Annotated in this window: 15 protein-coding genes; 11 read left to right on the top strand and 4 right to left on the bottom strand. The window is 43.8% G+C overall.

The features are described 5' to 3' along the window. Positions 1-22: 22 nt before the first annotated feature. Entirely contained in the window at positions 23-292 is a 270-nt protein-coding gene (locus tag TOL2_RS24405) for a putative quinol monooxygenase (RefSeq protein WP_083863802.1), read from the bottom strand. Between the two features lie 685 nt (positions 293-977). On the opposite strand from TOL2_RS24405, the gene TOL2_RS20195 reads away from it, so the two are divergent. After that, entirely contained in the window at positions 978-1,823 is an 846-nt protein-coding gene (locus TOL2_RS20195) for a metallophosphoesterase family protein (RefSeq protein ID WP_014959132.1), read from the top strand. Positions 1,824-2,040: 217 nt separating this feature from the next. Further along, on the top strand, positions 2,041-2,721 hold the full coding sequence (locus tag TOL2_RS20190; protein ID WP_014959131.1) for a TetR/AcrR family transcriptional regulator: 681 nt from the start codon (positions 2,041-2,043) through the stop codon (positions 2,719-2,721). Positions 2,722-2,882: 161 nt separating this feature from the next. Here the strand turns inward: TOL2_RS20190 and TOL2_RS20185 are convergent, their stop codons facing one another. Continuing rightward, positions 2,883-4,322: a hypothetical protein gene (locus tag TOL2_RS20185; RefSeq protein ID WP_193787649.1), complete on the bottom strand. Its 1,440-nt coding sequence runs from the start codon at positions 4,320-4,322 to the stop codon at positions 2,883-2,885. Between the two features lie 341 nt (positions 4,323-4,663). On the opposite strand from TOL2_RS20185, the gene TOL2_RS24400 reads away from it, so the two are divergent. The 4 genes from TOL2_RS24400 to TOL2_RS20165 all read left to right on the top strand — a co-directional run bounded on the left by TOL2_RS24400 (position 4,664) and on the right by TOL2_RS20165 (position 11,313). Further along, positions 4,664-4,969, top strand: a complete 306-nt coding sequence (locus TOL2_RS24400; protein WP_014955645.1) for a hypothetical protein — start codon at positions 4,664-4,666, stop codon at positions 4,967-4,969. A 279-nt stretch (positions 4,970-5,248) separates the two neighbouring features. Further along, positions 5,249-6,358, top strand: coding sequence for an efflux RND transporter periplasmic adaptor subunit (locus tag TOL2_RS20175; RefSeq protein ID WP_232507979.1), 1,110 nt, complete (start codon positions 5,249-5,251; stop codon positions 6,356-6,358). 41 nt (positions 6,359-6,399) lie between these two features. Then, entirely contained in the window at positions 6,400-9,576 is a 3,177-nt protein-coding gene (locus TOL2_RS20170) for an efflux RND transporter permease subunit (protein WP_014959129.1), read from the top strand. 168 nt (positions 9,577-9,744) lie between these two features. Next, positions 9,745-11,313: an efflux transporter outer membrane subunit gene (locus TOL2_RS20165; RefSeq protein ID WP_148278159.1), complete on the top strand. Its 1,569-nt coding sequence runs from the start codon at positions 9,745-9,747 to the stop codon at positions 11,311-11,313. 425 nt (positions 11,314-11,738) lie between these two features. On the opposite strand, the gene TOL2_RS20160 is transcribed toward TOL2_RS20165, so the two are convergent. Beyond that, positions 11,739-12,536 carry a sugar phosphate isomerase/epimerase family protein gene (locus TOL2_RS20160; protein ID WP_014959127.1) on the bottom strand — a complete coding sequence of 266 codons (798 nt, stop codon included), beginning with the start codon at positions 12,534-12,536 and terminating at the stop codon, positions 11,739-11,741. Positions 12,537-12,985: 449 nt separating this feature from the next. Here TOL2_RS20160 and TOL2_RS20155 point away from each other — a divergent pair, with 449 nt between their 5' ends. Both TOL2_RS20155 and TOL2_RS20150 read left to right on the top strand, forming a co-directional pair. Continuing rightward, positions 12,986-13,411 carry a hypothetical protein gene (locus tag TOL2_RS20155; protein ID WP_014959126.1) on the top strand — a complete coding sequence of 142 codons (426 nt, stop codon included), beginning with the start codon at positions 12,986-12,988 and terminating at the stop codon, positions 13,409-13,411. A gap of 14 nt (positions 13,412-13,425) precedes the next feature. Then, positions 13,426-14,799 carry a multiheme c-type cytochrome gene (locus tag TOL2_RS20150; protein ID WP_014959125.1) on the top strand — a complete coding sequence of 458 codons (1,374 nt, stop codon included), beginning with the start codon at positions 13,426-13,428 and terminating at the stop codon, positions 14,797-14,799. Here the strand turns inward: TOL2_RS20150 and TOL2_RS20145 are convergent. Then, the gene (locus TOL2_RS20145; RefSeq protein ID WP_014959124.1) at positions 14,796-15,299 is read right to left on the bottom strand and encodes a ferritin family protein; all 504 of its coding nucleotides are present in this window, start codon (positions 15,297-15,299) and stop codon (positions 14,796-14,798) included. The two genes, TOL2_RS20150 and TOL2_RS20145, sit on opposite strands and share 4 nt — an antisense overlap. Before the next feature lie 290 nt (positions 15,300-15,589). On the opposite strand from TOL2_RS20145, the gene TOL2_RS20140 reads away from it, so the two are divergent. The 3 genes from TOL2_RS20140 to TOL2_RS25030 all read left to right on the top strand — a co-directional run bounded on the left by TOL2_RS20140 (position 15,590) and on the right by TOL2_RS25030 (position 18,522). Further along, the gene (locus tag TOL2_RS20140; RefSeq protein ID WP_014959123.1) at positions 15,590-16,150 is read left to right on the top strand and encodes a manganese efflux pump MntP; all 561 of its coding nucleotides are present in this window, start codon (positions 15,590-15,592) and stop codon (positions 16,148-16,150) included. Positions 16,151-16,237: 87 nt separating this feature from the next. Beyond that, positions 16,238-18,373, top strand: a complete 2,136-nt coding sequence (locus TOL2_RS20135) for a Tex family protein (RefSeq protein WP_014959122.1) — start codon at positions 16,238-16,240, stop codon at positions 18,371-18,373. After that, entirely contained in the window at positions 18,373-18,522 is a 150-nt protein-coding gene (locus tag TOL2_RS25030; protein ID WP_158406149.1) for a hypothetical protein, read from the top strand. Before TOL2_RS20135 ends, TOL2_RS25030 begins: the two co-directional genes overlap by 1 nt. The last annotated feature ends 26 nt before the right edge of the window (positions 18,523-18,548 follow it).

Below are 18,548 nucleotides of genomic sequence, written 5' to 3'. Positions count from 1 at the left end.
TTAAAGATTATTTTATTTGCATTTATAATGCTCGTTTGGCTCTTATCGCCTCTACTGCTTCCATGCCTTGTGTTCGGGTAACGGAGTATATCCTTATTTTCAAAGGATTCCGTAAAAGGGTCTTTGTCCCCAGTAATACGCCGAATCTTAGGGACTTGATGTGATGATCCAAATCTTCACGGGTTTCCCATTCTTCGAGTATGCAAAAGCAGTTTTTGTCATTGATATCGCAGGAAATATAATAGCTTTTGCAACCCTTACGATTTTTTTCGTGATTTCCTTCATGCCGAATTCATTTCTCCTTATTCAAGGTGGCACTATTTGAGAAAATTGGAAACATTACTTTTTCTTTTTTAATTTACGCTTTTCTTTGGGTGTGAGTTTCCCTTTTTTCTGGTCTTCTCGTTTTCCTTTGTCTTTTTTTCCCTTGTCTGCCATGACACTCCCTTTTTTTTGTCGATGGTCACATATGACCTTTTCGGCGCAATTTTTGTAGACAATTGTTTTAATTGAAAGTCTTTGTGTGAATTTTTTAAGACTTTTATATTAAATTATCGGCTTGTTTTTTTTACAAAACGTTCTTGTATATTCATAAGCTCTTTCGCTGAAATGAGGTGATGAGCAGGATGGATAAATAAACTGTCAGTTTAACCCGGATTAAAAAAAATAATATTCATTGTCAGCGATAATACAATTTTTAATAGCAATCATTGTGCCACTATCACTCCAACCAGGCAGTCTTCTTTTATGTGTCTGATTTGTTAGGATAAAAAATCAAGATGGCCGGCAACTAATATTTTAAACAGAATCTTTAAAAAAGGTCATATTTGATCAATCAGTCACATGTGACCTTTTTAAAAAACAATTGTATGGCATTTTGCCGGTTGATCAGGGGTAAGGCTTGACAACAGCCTGTTAAAAGCTCAGAGTTCAGTCAAATATCCATATTAATTTTGGTTTCTATAAGGAGTCACAACATGAACATCCTGCATATTTCCGATCTGCATTTTGGTCCCCGCCACTGGGATGGGAATAATAAAGTTCTGCTGAAAAAAATCAACTCATATAAAACTGATATTGTTATCAATACCGGAGACAGTACAACCGATGGTCTGGAAGATGAATATGCTAAAGCAGGCAGGTTTTTAAAGTCCATTGAATGTAAAAATGTCATATCAATCATTGGGAACCATGACAAAAGAAATATGCGCTCCCATGAACTTTTTAGAAAATATATTTATAATCCAAAGGTGATTTACATTCCTGAAATGGCTGAAACGAACAAGAAACATCTGTTTTTAAACCGGAAAATAACCAAGGTTCGTGATAATTTCACAGATATAAATTTTATTAAAACCATTTCACTGAAAAATAAAAAATTTTTGATCATCAGTATAGATACAAATGAGCTTTACAGCGATGAAGGTTATGTTGAAGAAGAAATTCTCAAAGCCGTATCAAACAAAATCAATCAATTGGAATATGATTTGGCTTTTCTGATGACCCATCACTCTGTTTTGGGTACGGACGAATGCCCTTTGCGAAATTCCGCTTTGCTTATTGACTTTGTACACCAGCATAAAATTGAAAGTGTTTTTTGCGGTCATACCCATGAGATGGAACTGATGAGAACCACGGATCTTTATAACGGGCAATCTTTTACACAATATATGTGCGGCACATTGTCTTCTTGTAATCACCCCAAGGATGACAACATGTTTTTGTATTATGAAAATTGCGGCAATAAAGATATGCACCTTTACCTGGTAAGGATTTTTGTGGAAAACGGCAAGGTTGATTTTAAAGAGGAAATGGTATTTTGAGCAAGGTTTTTTTCTTGATAATTTAACACCACTTAAAAACTGCAATGACAGACTCCTGCAACCTGAAATTCTTTTAAAAAAAAATAACAGATAAAAAAGATTCTTGACAAATTAAGTCAAATGTATGAATTTGGTCAATCGTATAAATTTTATATGCATATGCTGTTTGATAGATCTCAAATTGCATTTGACACACACAGGTTAAAAGGAGTTTTTCATGGCAACCTACACCAGCGGCGATCAGACACGGGAGCTTTTGATTTCAGCCGCAGGAGAACTTGCGGCCCTGAACGGATTTTCCAATGTATCCATCAGGGCTGTGGCCAACAGGGCACAGCGCAATATCGGAAGTATCCACTACCATTTCAAGTCCAAACAAGAGTTGTTTAAAGCTGTTATTCGTTCAGCCACCCGTGCCAGCCGGGAGTACCCCCCTGAAAAGGTGTTGGAGGAATTTGAAGGCCGGCTGCACCTGCCCGAGATTCAGGCAAAGGCCATAAGACATATGGTTCACAGGAGTATTTCAGTCATTTTCAATGCAAAAAAACCCTGGTGGCACAGCCGAATAATCTATCAGACCATGCAGCACAAGGATGAACTCTGGGAAATGCTGCACCAGGAACTGATAGAGCCTGAAATTAAAATTACCCAACAATTGTTTAAACTCATAAAACCTGATCTGTCGGACGAGGATACCTTTGTTCACACCATGGTCATGAAAACACCAATCTTTTTCCATGCAGATAACTCTTATAGTATTTTAATCTATTTGGAAAAAGAGAACTATTCAAAATCCTATCTTCAAAAAATGGAAGATATAATTGTCGTTCAGACCCAGCTGCTTCTGGGGCTTCCCACAGATAAAACACTTTATGCTAAAAATAAAAACGGAGAATAATTTAATGTGGGACGTCTAAATCTTCCTGTTTAGTTTGCTCATAATTTGGCCCTCCATTGAACCTGCTTGAGTTGCAGGTAATCTATCCACCTGTAACTCATGCATTTCAACACGCTGATCGCACATACGTTTTCGATCAATAATGACCAGGCAAGCCATTCTCAAGCGATTACAGATCTGATTTGAGACGTGACGTCTGAATTATTTGTATTGTCTGGGATAGATTTCATGTGACCAATAAATTTTCCACAACTCGCTGTAATATCAATTATATTTTCTGTTTTTTCACCGTTTTTAGGTACCGGCAAAAGAGATAAATAGCATCTCTTTTCAGAAGAAAAAACCGCTGTCATACTTCCGGGGTTCGGTAAAATTTCCCGGCGTTGCCGGGTTAAAGACAACAGTTTTTTTTCAATTTCCTGTTGTTCCTTTACAGTCACTCTCATGACCATCTTTGCTGCGTCTTCAGGTAAGGTTCCACAAAAAGCTGGCAAGCGCAGTGCGATTCTGTTGGCGTCTTTTACTTCGCCGACGCCATGGGTTTTACCAAGGCCAAACAGGGATTCAATATTATCGGAACAAATGGGCATCCCGATATTGTTCAATCCCAATGATGATGCGACGATCAGTTGATTTTCCATCCAGGTCATAAAGCCGATAGATACCTGAGATCTCTGGGGAATAGATTGTAACATCGCTTTGCACTCTTTGTATGTCTCGAAATTCAGCCCTCGATGTTTAAGGATTTTCTGGCTTTCTAAAAGCGGACGGGCATCACGGAGGAATCGCTTGATAAACGGCCTGTGTTCAGAAAGCTTACCGATGGAATTTCTAAGCTTTGCAATGACAGATCCCTCTGATGTTCGCCCTCGTGGGGAGTGTTGAAGAATCATTTCAGCCCATTTCACCAGTCGATGAATATTCATGAATCGGGCTTTTGTCGATACTTTTGGAGGAACCAGACAGCCAAGATCCGTCTGTTTCATTTTTTTTGAGGCTTGACCGCATGCAGAGATAAAGCCATCATAAGAAGGATGCCTATTGTATTCTTTTTTCAGCAGATTGGCAACGACATGAGAGACATCATCGATGGAATGACTATACAGCCCTCTTTCCTTCAGAAGTCTGACACCTTTTTTCAAATCCAATCCACCGTCTTTTAAATATGCCGCAGGCTTTCCCGTAATATGGATCACCTGTTGTAAAAAATCCGCAATGGATTTTCCAGTCCATGAGGAAGCCACAGAAATGGCAACACAATTTATGTTTTTAAGGGCAGGCGCGCTCTCATTGGTGGCATGATGATTGATGTTAAGTTCGAGAACAGCAAGAATTTTACCGACACCCAAGGCGATAGAAGTATCTATGATCCAGATGGCACCGTTTACAAATTTGTTTTTCTCAAAAGAAACTGAAGGCAGACCACTGTAAGTCCAAATTTTTGACAATGAATAGCGAGTGAGCCAGTTGATGATCGTTTGAGGGCAAGGAACTTTGCCGTCAATTCCAAAATATGGGGCTAATACGCCAAGCACCCTGGATATGGCTCTGAATCCAATACGACCGATCAGGAATAGGCTCAATGAAATATAAATCAGCAATTCTTTCTTTTCCTTGGCAGGCAAGGTGGCTTTTTTGCGCTCTTCAACCAGCTGCTGCCTGGTCTTTCGAAATTGAAACTTGTATTTGTCTCGATCGTTTCTAATGCGTTTCAGTTCAGCTTTTTGATACTTAATCGTTTGATTTCGATCAACTGCTTTCCCTTTCCAGGCCGATCTACTTTTTTTAATTTTGAAATTTTACTCATAAAAAAACCGATTTCAGTTGAAAAAACAGAAAACATAAGGCGCAAAAGGAATTTTACAACAATCTTGAGTCATTCAGTGGGGTTTGCTATTGTGCGGTTAGATATTGGGTTAATGAAAATAGAGAAGGATCTCTAATGACACATGATAGATTGAAAGCTAAAACGATCCCAGGTGAATATTGCAGATTTTGCGGTAATGATTCGGTTCCTCTTGTGAAAACTAAATGTTGTGATCAATGGATTTGCTGCGACACTTCTTATGTTTCCATCGAAGGTGGAGGGTATTGTCAATATCACCATGAGCAATACAGCGTTTGCTATTTCCATTACAATGACGGGCATTCCGGAAAATGGCAAGAATGCGAAGAATGCAGGGATCTGCTCGGTGAAGATGATTTTAAAGCGGCTTTCCATGATCCTAACAATGTACCACGATATTAACCCGAATAAGAGGCCCAAAAACCGAGCAAAAAAAATGGGCTAATACGCGGTTTTTTAGACACCCCAAATTTAATGACATCAAAATTGAGATTATCAATTAATTTTCTACATCAGAATCGCAGAACCGGTTGGATCACAAACTTTTTCCACCCGACAATGCCTGCTTCAAGTTTCTACTATCAGCTGTTTATCATTATTGTTGCTTTTGCTATGATTAGTTTCATTCCCAATGACTTTCTGACCTCCAAAGGGTGGGCTGTTGATACTCAAGAGCCCTCAATGGCTTCGGCCTTGGAGAAAGGAGATGGAAATCTCCAGGCCAAAGTGGCTCAGCCGCAGCAACCGGTGCCCGTTGTCACCGTTTCCCTGATTACAGATAAAATCGTTAATCTTCCCATGGACCATGTAGGGCGTGTGGTTGCGTTACAATCGGTGGACCTTCAGGCCAGGGTAGAAGGAACTCTTGAGCAGGTTAAATTCCAGGAAGGAGGCGCTGTTAAAGCTGGAGAAACCCTCTTTGTCATCGAACAAAATTCATATCTTTCCCAGGTCAAAGCGGATCAGGCAAGGGTGGCAGAAGCCAATGCGGCATTGCGAAAAGCGGAGCAATATCGAAAACGGTTGGAGTCCGTCCGCAAAGGTGGAATTTCCAAAACCGAGCTTGAGACAGCCCGTGCCGATGAACAACAGGCCCAGGCGGCCCTGGATGTCGCAAACGCAACCCTTTCATTATCAAAACTCAATCTGGATTATACCACCATAAAAGCCCCTATCAGTGGGCGTATCGGTATTGCGAACATCACCAAAGGCAACCTTGTTGGACCAAATTCCGACACCCTGGCCCGAATTGTTCAGATGGATCCGGTTCGAGTCCGCTACTCTGTCAGCGAAAGTCATGTTGTCTCTGTCCAACAGGAGTTGAAAAGAAAAGGGATCAGCGCGGATGATCTTGGTAAAACGAAAGAGGTCATCATTCCCAGAATCCGACTTTCCAATGGCACCATGTATGATCTGCCGGGAAAAATTGAATTTGCGGCAAACGAAATCGATGCCAACACCGGAACCCTTCCCGTCTATGCAATATTCGACAATCCGGATTTTCTGTTACGCCCTGGTCAATTTGTCAACGTTCTAATCACTTCATCCAAACCGGAAACCAAGCCGGTGGTTCCCCAGGCAGCAGTCCTGGAAGACGTTGATGGTCCCTATGTTTTTGTGGTGAACCAAAACAATCAAGTGCAACCGCGTCACATAACAATTGGTGTGGCTCTAGAGACAGAATGGGCAGTTGAAGAGGGCTTGATGGCTGGAGAAACAATTGTAATCTCCGGTATTCAAAAAATCAGACCAGGAATGGTCGTTGAAACAGTGCCCTCTAAGACTCCTTAAGAATCTGTTTAAAAATTGATCTTGATTAAAGGAAATAACTCATGTTTTCAAAAATATTCATAGAACGCCCCAGATTTGCCATGGTGATCTCCCTTGTGATCACACTGGCAGGTGTGCTGGCACTTTTCAACATTCCTGTGGCCGAGTATCCGGATAACATAGTTCCCCCGGAGATAACCGTAGAGACATCCTATCCAGGTGCCAGTGCCAAAGAAGTAGCGGCATCGGTGGGAGCGCCCCTGGAAGCACAAATCAACGGTGTGGATGACATGCTGTACATGTCCTCCAACTCCACCAACAACGGCGGATATTCGTTGACCGTAACCTTTGAAGTGGGTACTGATCCCGATATGGCCCAGGTCAATGTGAGTAACCGAGTACAGGAAGCCCAGTCCCAGCTACCGGGTGAAGTGGTGGATCAGGGGATCTCGGTACGGCAGAGTACGGCAGATATGTTGGGGGTTGTTGGATTTTACTACGACGATTCCTCCATTGATATTCTGGCCCTTTCCAACTGGGTTGGGATAAATATCAAAGATGCGCTGCTCCGGGTGGAGGGGGTAAGCAATGCGGCACCATTTGGTCCCCATGACTATGCCATGCGGATTTGGCTAGATCCCGTTCGTCTCACTTCCCTCTCCTTGATTCCAGATGATGTGATTTCCGCCATTCGGGATCAGAATATTCAAGCAGCCGTTGGCTCCATCGGTACAGCCCCCTCAATCAAAGATCAGCAGGTACAGTACACATTGCGGGCCAAAGGAAGGCTGAACTCCGTGGATGAGTTCAAGAACATCATCATCCGTACCAATGATCAAGGCGGCGTTGTCAGACTTAAGGATGTGGCCCGCGTGGAGTTGGGCAGCACCTCATACGCATCTGGGGATTCATATAACGGAAACCCATGCATGGTGCTTGCCGTCTACCAGGCTCCCGGATCCAATGCCCTGGAGACTATGAAGGGCGTGCGGGCAAAATTAAAAGAGCTGGAATCACGTCTGCCCAATGGGGCTCAATATAGAGTTATCTACGACGCAACCAAATTTGTTGAAGCCACCATCTATGAAATTGTTGCTACACTTTTAATTACCTTTAGTCTGGTTGTGGCGGTCACCTTTCTATTCCTCCAAAATTTTCGAGCAACACTTATTCCCACATTGACCATTCCGGTCTCCCTTGTGGGTAGTTTTGGCTTGCTGATGATCATGGGCTATTCCGCCAACACTATTACACTATTTGCCCTGATTCTGGCCATCGGACTTGTGGTAGATGATGCCATTGTAGTGGTGGAAAACGTCATGCGCCTTATGCAGGATGAGTGTTTCTCCCCTAAAGAGGCTGCAAAGAAATCCATGGACCAGGTAAGCGGTGCCATTATCGGAACGACCTTGGTGCTTCTGGCCGTATTTGTGCCGGTGGCATTTCTACCGGGCATTACCGGACAACTTTATCGTCAGTTTGCCGTTACCATTTGTGTTGCTGTATTGCTTTCATCAATCAACGCGCTGACCTTGAGCCCGGCCCTTTGCGCCACCCTGCTTCGCCCAAGCAAAGAGATAAAACGCGGGCCTCTGGCCTGGTTTAATACCTTGCTGAATGGCTCCCGGAATATTTATACAGGCATTGCCGGATGGCTGGCCCGAAAGTTTCTCATTACCTTGATTCTTATCGTCGGCATTGGCTTTACTTCCTGGAAACTCATGGAAATAACTCCCACAAGTTTTCTACCCGAGGAGGACAAAGGGTTTATCATTGTGGATGTACAACTCCCGGATGCAGCAGCCTTTAATCGAACCAGTCAGCTCATTGATAATTTTTCCAGTAAAATTGAGAAAATAGACGGAGTGGATTTTGTTATCGGCGTTCGGGGATTCAGCCTGATGAGTGGCGCTGGTGAAAATGTGGGCATCGCTTTTGTGGGACTCAAGCCGTGGGATAAAAGGATTACCCCGGAAACGCAAATTAATAGCATTACTGGACAAATTCGCCAGATTGCGGCAACCACCTCTGGAGCCAACATCAATGCATTTGTCCCCCCTGCAATTATGGGTTTGGGTACTTCCGGCGGTTTTGAGTTCAAACTCCAGGCCCTTGAGGGGCAACCACCTGCAGACCTTGCCAGGGTCACTTTTGGCTTTATGATGGCCCTCAACCAACATCCTGACATTGCAATGGCTTTTTCTACCTATTCGGCAAGCGTTCCTCAACTTTATCTCAATCTGGATAGAACCCGCGCCAGAACCCTGGGCGTACCGGTGAGTGAAGTATTTTCCACCCTCCAGGCCCACCTTGGTTCCAAGTATGTCAATGATATCAATCTCTACGATAGGGTCTTTCAGGTAACCATTCAGGCAGAGGCGTCATTCAGGGATACCCTTGAGGATATCGGTAAGCTTTATGTCAGAAGTGGCACCGGCAACATGATCCCAATATCCAGTATCCTTACCGTATCCACCGTTTTGGGACCCCAGTCAGTGACGCGATTCAATCAATTCTCTTCCGCCACATTCATGGGCGGTGCCTTTCCGTGGGTCAGCTCCGGACAGACGCTTACGTCGGTGGAGCAGACGGCTAAAAAGAGTCTGCCTGGCGGTTACGGCATCGAATGGACCGGCATGAGCTATCAGGAAAAGAAACAGACCGGTGGGGATACCGCCATGACACTGGGCCTTGCCCTGCTCTTTGCTTATCTCTTTCTTGTGGCCCTGTATGAGAGCTGGACCGTTCCGCTATCGGTTGTCTTCTCCATTTCCGTGGCTGTATGTGGTGCTTTGGGAGGCCTTATGGCCATGCACATGCCGCTTTCCATTTATGCACAGATCGGATTGGTGCTGCTCATCGGACTTGCTGCCAAAAATGCCATTTTGATTGTAGAATTTTCCAAGGAACAGCGCGCCTCAGGGCTCTCCATCCATGAAGCAGCAGTAACGGGTATACGACTCAGGTTTCGGGCCGTTTTGATGACGGCTTTTTCCTTTATTCTGGGTGTGTTACCGTTGCTCATCGCCACCGGTGCCGGGGCTGGCAGTCGGCGGGCCATCGGCACTACGGTATTTTTCGGTATGATGTCTGCCACGTTGGTCGGTATATTCCTCATCCCTGGTTTGTATGCAGTGTTTCAGACCATGAGAGAGGCGACATCCCGTCGTTTTTCCAAAAAAGAGGAAAAACAGCTCAATACATATTTTGACTCACCTGCCGATGGTGATGTCTCTTAAGCGTCTTAGGGCCACCTAAAATAATAATTTTTTGGCCTGATTATTAGAGGTGCCCTTAATTTTTAAACAGGCTTTGACAGAAAGACCGTAATTGTAATTGGTGTCGAAGAATCATATCTTCGGCATCTGAATTATGGTGATATTGAAGATATTGAAAAGGGAATTTTAATGAATAGCCTAATAAAAACTCTTGAAAAGTTGACATTAACATTGAAAAATCAATTTCAACACATTCCATCCCACCCACCGAAAACCTTGGGTCGGGTGTTTATACTGGCACTCTTTACTGTGTTTTTTGCCAGTTGCACCACTGTCGGTCCCAATTACACCCCGCCAAAAACCCAGGCAGATGGGCATTGGCACACAAAACTTCAGGACGGCCTCAGAGAAAAACTTGACGGTCCGAAAAATGAAGATGAAACATCTGAAAGTGTCAATAGCGATACGTTCCCTAAAATCAATGAAATGCAATATCTTACCACTTGGTGGGAGACCTTGGAAGATCCCCTGTTAATTGATCTCATGAGCAAAGCGATCGATGCCAACCTGAGTCTGAAGCAGGGAATGGCAGCCCTCAGGCAGGCCAGTGCCCAGAGAGGCATCACCAATTCCCGTCGTTATCCGACTGTGGATGGTGATACATCCTATTATAGAAAAGGTTCCGGCAGCACCTCAAATGGGACTGGAAAAGAGTCGGATATCTTTGCTATTGGGCTTGATGCCGGATGGGAATTGGACCTTTTCGGCGGTATCCGCAGAGCCAATGAAGCTGCTGATGCCGATCTGCAGGCCAGTGAAGCCCAGCTTAAAGATATCCTGGTTTCCATCACTGCCGAAGTTGCGCTCAACTATCTTGATGTGAGGGTCTACCAAACCCGGCTGGATGTAGCACAGGCCAATATTATCTCCCAGAAAGAGACCTCTGAGCTAATCCAATCTCGTTATCAAGCAGGATTAAGCGATGAATTGGCTTTTAAACAGGCCATGTACAACCTGAAAAGCACGCAAAGCCAACTTCCAACTCTTCGTATCGGTCTGGAAGCTGCCAAAAACAGGCTGGCAGTTCTTGTCGGTCAGATGCCTGGCGCTCTTCATGGAATGCTCAAAGCACATGATGTAATCCCGAGTGCCCCCATTCTTGTTGCTGTTGGCGTTCCGGCCGATGCCCTTCGCCGTCGTCCGGATATCCGAAAAGCAGAACGAGAACTGGCAGCCCAAACCGCCCGTATCGGAGTGGCTGAAGCCGATCTCTATCCCAAGTTCAATCTGCTGGGATCAATCGGCTTGGAGTCTCTAAAAGCAGGCGATATTCTGGAGTGGTCCAGCAGGGTGTGGCGTATTGGTCCAGGTGTGTCATGGAAGCTTTTTGACGCAGGAAGTATCAGAAAAAATATTGATGTACAGACCGCCATTCAGGAACAGTTTCTGCTGGCATACGAACAAAGTGTTCTTTTTGCACTGGAAGAGGTGGAAAATGCCCTGACTGCATTTGTCGAAGAGCAGGTCCGAAAGGATCGTTTACTGGAGGCGGTGGCGGCCGCCCAGCGGGCTGCGGAGTTGGCCCAGGATCAGTATACGGCAGGGCTTATTGATTTTTCTAATGTGTTGGATGCCCAGCGTTCTTTACTCTCATTTGAAGATGCGCTGGCCCTGAGCGATGGAAGGGTTGTGGCGAATTTGGTGACACTCTACAAAACCCTGGGAGGTGGCTGGGAAGCAGTCCATCCTGCTGAGTAAAGTACCTCATTGAAACATCACTCATCATGGATCTCATTGTTTAAGCAGGATTGACCTTAGTCATCGGCTTGGTCAAGAGAAGAGCGCCTTAATAGGAATTTGTATCACTCTATGATCCAGTTTTTTTTATATAAAAGGCTTCAAAAACCCAAACAGAGACTTTCATGTTCTGTTGTGAGCAAACCAAGATAAAATACCAGGTCTGCCTGTGGCAGTTATTTGGAATGGCAAATCCAAATTAAAAATGAAAAGGCTGGTCAAGTTGATGGTATAATACAACCTTACAAAGGTCGCATCTCATCCATTGGTTGGCCAGCCTCAATGATCAAGATAAAATAAAAATCATTTTTGATTTAATTATTATTCTTGAATATTCAATACAATAAAGAACTTTTTTTGGGATCGATAATATGGCTTTGTATATTTTAAGCTGAGTTAACCAATAATGCGATTTGATCACGGCTTTTGACCAGATCCTTTGTATCCGGGGAGAAAATTTCAAGGGTGATGGTATCATCGTAGCCTGACTGCTTGAGCAGTCTTATAAATTTTTTAAAATTAACAGTGCCGTTTCCGACCCTGGCATGGTCATCCTTTTTTCCGGAATTATCACTGATGTGAATATGCCTGATCCGGTCGGAAAATCGTTGAATGAATTCATACAATTTTGTTTTGCCGGGATCATCAATATTGGCATGCCCGGCATCAAGGGTCATTTTCAGATCAGGAAATTCTTTGAAAATTCGTGTAAAATGGCTGGGATCGAAAAATGAGTGGTAATTTGGAAACATGTTCTCAAAACACAGCTGTATTCCCAGATGATCGGCTTGTTTCATGATGGTGCAAAGGCTTTGGTGGGCGTAACCTTCGGCTGTTTTCATTGCCAAAGGTCCTAATCCGCTGATATAGCTTGGGTGCAGCACCGCTTTTTGGGCACCGATCCGGGCGGCTGTTTCAAGGGAATGGATCATCTCCTTTAAAGAGATCTCACGGATGCCCGGGGTAAGATCCGCTGTATAGACAAATGAGGGCAGATGGCATACCAGTCCCATTGAATGCTGTTTAAGGGCATTGACAAGCTTATTTTCCATTTCCAGGATTTTTGTGTAATGGGCATAGGGCGCATCCAGGGTAAGTTCAAGATAATCAAACCCCAGGCCTGAAATTTTTTCCAGCTCCTCAAGTACCGGTTTGATCGGAAAATTCATTGCTCCATATTTCATGTGTTTCCTGCCTTTTGTATGTTTCTGTTTTGCAAAAAAACATTAGCTTTCCCAGGGTGTGTTCCCACCCCAGATGCATTGCAAATGCTACATGAGACATTGATAAAATACCAGAATTTTTTTACGCGTTATTGATCTGTTTAAAAACAAGAAACATTTACCCGAATAATGGCTTATATGCCCCTTGACATTATGATGGAATTAATGGAAGCTTGAAAAAAAATTAAAACAGTATGGGTATTCCATAAGTAGGCAGTTATACGAGGAGGTGAAAAAAGGTCATGAAAGAGAAAAAAAAGAACAAAAAAAATATCATGATCAGGTTACTTGAATGGCTTGTCAAGGGCAATCAAAAAGCTGCTGAACAAGGAAACCTGTGCAAATCATGAATCAATAAAAAATAAGGTGCCGGTCAGGCAAAGAACCAAAAACAAAAAAAAGAGTGATATATGAGTTCAAAAATCAAAGGATTGTTGCAAAAAATTAATTTTATTGAAGCCGATATGGAACTGCACAAACAGATTCTGGTTTCCATACCATCTGATAACAAAACGGAGATAAAAAACGTTATTAACAAAATTGCAGACCAGAAAAAGCAGATCAATGACTTGCGCCTGGAAATCAAAAAAATAGATGAAGGGGAATATAATAAAATTCTTGCCATTGAAAAAGCGGCACAGACCTTTCGGCAAATTGCAAAAGACAAAAAATTTGTTCGGGTCAACACTTTGAATGAAACAGGTGAGTGTTTTATCACCTTTAATGACGGCACCCGCCTGGACTGCCTGGTTACAGCAAAAGAAGAAAACGGGAACTGGACGGTTCTGACAATGGAAGGGGAAACCAAGGAATATCCCGGAGGGTTTATAAAATAAAATGGGAGGGAAAAATGCAGGATTTTAAGGGAATGGTAAAACAAATAATAATCGTGGTTTCCGGGGGTATCCTTCTTGCGGCAGCAACGCTTTTTGCATCATCCCAATATGCAATTGATGAAAATACAATGGAAAAAGGTGCAATTGAGATCGACCGGTTTGTTTCACCCGACACCTGCGGTGAATGTCACTCCCAAATTTTTGAACAATGGGAAAATTCCATGCATCACCTTGCCCATAAAGATCCTGTCTATTCAAGGGTGGCACAATTTCTTCGCAAAGGCCTGACAGACAAGGAAGAGATAAAGGAAGCCGAATCCTGTGTAAAATGCCATACTCCTGTGGGGCATATTACCGGATTTCCCAAAAAGGTGTCTGATGATTTGTCCAAAACACCTGAGATTGCAGCGCAGGGTATCCAGTGTGATTACTGCCATTCCGCCCATAAAATAAAGCAGATGTATAATAATGGCCTTGTACTCAATCCTGGCCAGGGAGAAGATGATCCGGGCATCAAGTACGGGCCTTTTGATGATTGTGAACCTGATTTTCATGAGGCTCAATACTCCGGGTTGCATACTGAATCCAGAATTTGCGGCACCTGCCATGATGTAAAGCATGTGACATTCGGCACTGATCTTGAAACCACATACACGGAATGGAAAAACAGTCCCTATAATTCTACAGATCCGCAAAAAAAAGTTGAATGCCAGGGATGCCATATGTACCAGCGTCCGGGCATTCCTGCCACAGGATCTACACCAAGGCCTGAAAATCCAGGATCTGCAACCGATTACAGTGATGAAAGACCTCATATTTTTACTCACTATTTTGTGGGTGCCAATGCTGCGGTTCCGGGGAAATTTGACGGACAGATAAAAGGTGAAATGGCCATTGAACGGCTTCAAAATGCAGCCACCCTGTCGGTTGATACCTCCCGGATCAAGAAAAAAAAACTGAAGGTCACGGTCACCAATAGTGGTGCAGGGCACTCGATTCCCACGGGTGTAGGTGACCTTCGACAGGTATGGCTTGAAATCACCATCCTGGATAAAGCCGGTAAGACACGGTTTCAGGCAGGTGTTTTGGATGACAAGCATGTGCTGCCAAAAGATGCCCTCATCTTTAGAACGGTTTTTGGAGATGGAAAGGGCAAACCTGTGATCAATCTTGCAAAGGCCAGGCAGGTGCTTTCGGACAACAGGATAAAGGCAAAGCAGAGCGTCACCCAAACCATCAAACTGCCGACTTTTCCTGGAAAAGGGTCCACTGTGACCGTCCGGTTGCTGTACCGCAGCATGCCCCAGAAAGTTTTAAACCTGATCCCGGGAAAACCCTTTGAACCCCTGCCGGTGGTGGAAATGGCAAAGGTTCAAAAGAAAATTTAGAACGGCCAGAAGCTGTTGTCGTGCCAGACGCTTTCAATCAAAGATGCTTCCAGTGCCATCAGTTTTTTTAAATGGGTTTTTTCCCAGGCCGAAAGCTGTTTGTACATTTTTTTTTCTTCCGGGTCTGTGGCTTCCCTGGCCCGTTGGGCGTACATTTTTACAGCTTTGTCCTCAAAGCCGATGGCTGCGGTAATGGCCGTGGCTTCAAAGCCTGCAGCATTGATTCTGTTTTTTAAGGTGTCATCAAGAATATCCGGCGGAGTTACGGCTCCGCCGTCATTTTCAAAACCGCCAGCCATGAATTTGCCGTTTTTCATATAGGCTTTGAACTGTTTTTCCAGGATGTTCATGTGTTCCTGCTCATCATCGGCAAGGTCTTTGAAAAAGGCTTTTACCGAATCATCTGTTGCGTGATCCATGGCTTTTTCGTAAAGACTTTTTCCTTTTCTTTCTATGAGAAATGCATTTTTCAATATGGTTAATGTGTTGGATTTGTCCATGGTCATTCTCCTTTACAGGTTGAAAAATTCAGGCCACTGGCATGGGCATGCCTGGTATCTCTTTGTATTCTTTTTTGGTTTGCCCATAATGAAGCATGAAAGTCAAGAATAGTATTGCCGGGACTTTCATGTAAATATCAAGATTACATGATGTTACAGTGAATATCAAGCAGGACAACTGGTACTGCCTAAAAAAACAGGTGTATCAGTCATGTTTTTCAGTTTGCATTATGGAATGATTTTTTATAGGTTGCAGTATTTTAACTTAAAACAGATTATAGAAAAGATACATGACAACATTTGAAATCATAATCATTGCAGTAGGGCTTGCCATGGATGCTTCGGCTGTTTCTCTTGCCTCGGCTGCCGCAGGGTTTGCAAACAATGCCAGGGCAAAATTTCGCCTGTGCTTTCATTTCGGGCTGTTTCAGTTTTTCATGCCGGTGCTGGGCTGGGGCATGGGTATTAAGTTTGTGTCTCATTTTAAAACTTTTGATCACTGGATAGCTTTTTTTCTTCTGGCCGTTGTCGGTATCAGAATGATCCGTGAAGGCATGGATAAATCATCTGAAATTCATAAAAATGATCCGTCCAGGGGAATGACCATGGTAATGCTCAGTGTGGCAACCAGCATTGATGCCCTGGCCATTGGCTTGAGCCTTGCCATGCTGGATGTGGATATCTGGTATCCCAGCGTCATGATCGGTGTGATCACAGCCGGGATGTCATTTGCCGCCATTAAGATCGGAACAAAACTGGGTGTGATGTTTGGCAAACGCATGGAAATTTTCGGGGGGATTGTTCTGTTGTTTATCGGTTCCCGGGTTCTTTTTTCTCATTTGATGCCATGAATTACACAAAAAAAAGAGCTGAAACAGATCATCTGTTTTTAATACAATGAATTTTTATTTATCCCATAACCTTTATCAGGTGTACCCATGGAAATGATAGACAGCATAAGCTCGGAAATGAAACTGGACAGGTCACAGGTTTCAGCGGTTGCTCAACTGCTGGAACAGGGTTCCACCATTCCCTTTATTGCCAGGTATAGAAAAGAGAAGACCGGGTCTCTGGATGAAGTTGCCATTACCGGCATCCGGGACCGGATCGAGCAGTTGAATGCCCTGAACAGCAGAAAAGAGGCCATTCTCAAATCCTTGACAGACCGTGACCTTTTAACTCAATCCCTTAAGGCGGATATTCAAACCGCACCTTCAATGACCGAGCTTGAGGATCTGTATGAAAAATATCGGCCCAAGAAAAGAACCCGGGCAAGCATTGCACGGGAAAAAGGCCTTGAACCGTTTGCGCTGTTCCTTCTGGATCAATCAAACCAGGACCCACTTATTGAAGCAAAAAAATATGTGTCTTTTGAAAAAGGCATTGAATCGGTTGAAGATGCCGTTTTTGGTGCCAGGGATATTGTTGCGGAAATTGTCAGTGATGATGCCGATGTCCGTGCCGATATCCGTAAATTGTTTGTTGATACGGCACAGATTCAATCTATGGTAAAAAAGGGAAAAGAAGAGGACGGTATCAAATTTGAGGATTATTTTGACTGGTCTGAGAAAGCCTTTGCTGCACCTTCCCATCGGATACTGGCCATGCTAAGGGGGCAAAAAGAAACGGTTCTATCCGTCCATGTCCTGCCGGATGAAGACATGGCCTTGCAGCAAATTGAAAGACGGTACATAAAAAATCACTCCATAAAAAAGCAATCAGGATGTGCAGGGGAAGTTAAGTCTGCAATAAAAGACAGTTACAAGCGGTTGCTGTCAAAATCCATTGAAAAAGAGTGTGTAAATCAATTAAAAGCCAAAGCTGATGATGTTGCAATCAATGTGTTTGCCGGAAATTTAAAGGAACTTTTGCTGTCCGCCCCCCTGGGCCAGAAACGAATTCTTGCCATTGATCCAGGGTTTCGAACCGGATGTAAAGTTGTCTGCCTGGATGCCCAGGGGCAGCTTTTGCACCATGATCTTATTTTTCCCAATCTGGGAAATGATGAAAAAGCGAAAAAGATCGTGTTAAGCCTTGTGAAAAAATACAAAATAGAGGCCTTTGCCGTGGGTAACGGAACGGCAGGCCGGGAGACCGAAGCGTTTATAAAAACGCTGAACCTGGACAAAAGTATTCCCCTTGTCATGGTGGATGAGAGCGGGGCATCCATTTATTCGGCTTCCGAAGTGGCAAGAGAAGAATTTCCGGATTACGATATCACGGTCAGGGGGGCTGTCTCCATTGGCAGGCGGCTTATGGACCCTCTGGCGGAACTGGTCAAGCTGGACCCCAAATCCATTGGTGTGGGCCAGTACCAGCATGATGTGGATCAGAAACTATTGAAAAAGTCCCTGGACGACGTGGTGGTTTCCTGTGTGAATCGGGTCGGGGTTGAGGCTAATACGGCCAGCAGGGAATTGCTTGCTCGTGTGTCAGGTCTCAATGATACCATTGCCGCCAACATGGTCTTGTTTCGCAATGAAAACGGTCCGTTCAGATCAAGAAAAGAGTTGCTGAAAGTGCCGAGACTGGGGCCAAAGGCATTTGAGCAGGCAGCTGGGTTTTTAAGAATTCGCAATGCACAAAAGCCCCTGGACAGAAGCGGCATTCATCCTGAATCCTATGGTGTTGTCGAAAAGATGGCGCACGATGCAGGTTTTGATGTCGAAGATATAATGCAAAATACCATAGTAATCGAAAAGATTGATTTGAATCAATATGTTACCGATACCATTGGTATGCCGACCCTCAAGGATATTGTAACGGAACTTGCAAATCCCGGACGTGATCCAAGAAAATCATTCCAGCCCTTTTCTTTTGATGATACCATTCATGAGATCAAGGATCTTGTACCCGGTATGAAGGTACCGGGAATTGTTACCAATGTTACTGCTTTTGGAGCATTTGTCGATATTGGTGTCCACCAGGACGGTCTTGTTCATATCAGCCAGATGGCAGATCGCTTTGTCAAAGACCCCAACGAGATTGTTACCGTCCGGCAGGCAATAACCGTAACCATTCTCGAAGTTGATGTGAAAAGAAAAAGAATTTCTCTTTCCCTTAAGAAAACTTAATGGAACAAGGGGGCAAATTGTTCAGAGCAGACCCCCTTATCAAAAACTATCTTTTTGGAATTCATCTTGAAAAAATCGACCAAACCATTACTATTAGAAAGAACATTTTTTTAAAAAAGAACATGATTCAAAGGGTACGAGAAGTTTAATACAAATCATTGATCATGGAAAAGGA

The sequence above is a fragment of the Desulfobacula toluolica Tol2 genome (assembly GCF_000307105.1).
Classification (GTDB): domain Bacteria; phylum Desulfobacterota; class Desulfobacteria; order Desulfobacterales; family Desulfobacteraceae; genus Desulfobacula; species Desulfobacula toluolica.
The sequence above is the reverse complement of the archived record's forward strand: the minus strand, read 5'-3'. Positions and strand labels throughout refer to the sequence as shown.

Excerpts from the sequence above, each read along its gene's own strand:
- TOL2_RS20195 (WP_014959132.1), top strand. The coding sequence starts at position 978 with ATGAACATCCTGCATATTTCCGATCTGCATTTTGGTCCCCGCCACTGG.
- TOL2_RS20190 (WP_014959131.1), top strand. The coding sequence starts at position 2,041 with ATGGCAACCTACACCAGCGGCGATCAGACACGGGAGCTTTTGATTTCA.
- TOL2_RS24400 (WP_014955645.1), top strand. The coding sequence starts at position 4,664 with ATGACACATGATAGATTGAAAGCTAAAACGATCCCAGGTGAATATTGC.
- TOL2_RS20175 (WP_232507979.1), top strand. The coding sequence starts at position 5,249 with ATGGCTTCGGCCTTGGAGAAAGGAGATGGAAATCTCCAGGCCAAAGTG.
- TOL2_RS20170 (WP_014959129.1), top strand. The coding sequence starts at position 6,400 with ATGTTTTCAAAAATATTCATAGAACGCCCCAGATTTGCCATGGTGATC.
- TOL2_RS20165 (WP_148278159.1), top strand. The coding sequence starts at position 9,745 with ATGAATAGCCTAATAAAAACTCTTGAAAAGTTGACATTAACATTGAAA.
- TOL2_RS20160 (WP_014959127.1), bottom strand. The coding sequence starts at position 12,536 with ATGAAATATGGAGCAATGAATTTTCCGATCAAACCGGTACTTGAGGAG.
- TOL2_RS20155 (WP_014959126.1), top strand. The coding sequence starts at position 12,986 with ATGAGTTCAAAAATCAAAGGATTGTTGCAAAAAATTAATTTTATTGAA.
- TOL2_RS20150 (WP_014959125.1), top strand. The coding sequence starts at position 13,426 with ATGCAGGATTTTAAGGGAATGGTAAAACAAATAATAATCGTGGTTTCC.
- TOL2_RS20145 (WP_014959124.1), bottom strand. The coding sequence starts at position 15,299 with ATGGACAAATCCAACACATTAACCATATTGAAAAATGCATTTCTCATA.
- TOL2_RS20140 (WP_014959123.1), top strand. The coding sequence starts at position 15,590 with ATGACAACATTTGAAATCATAATCATTGCAGTAGGGCTTGCCATGGAT.
- TOL2_RS20135 (WP_014959122.1), top strand. The coding sequence starts at position 16,238 with ATGGAAATGATAGACAGCATAAGCTCGGAAATGAAACTGGACAGGTCA.
- TOL2_RS25030 (WP_158406149.1), top strand. The coding sequence starts at position 18,373 with ATGGAACAAGGGGGCAAATTGTTCAGAGCAGACCCCCTTATCAAAAAC.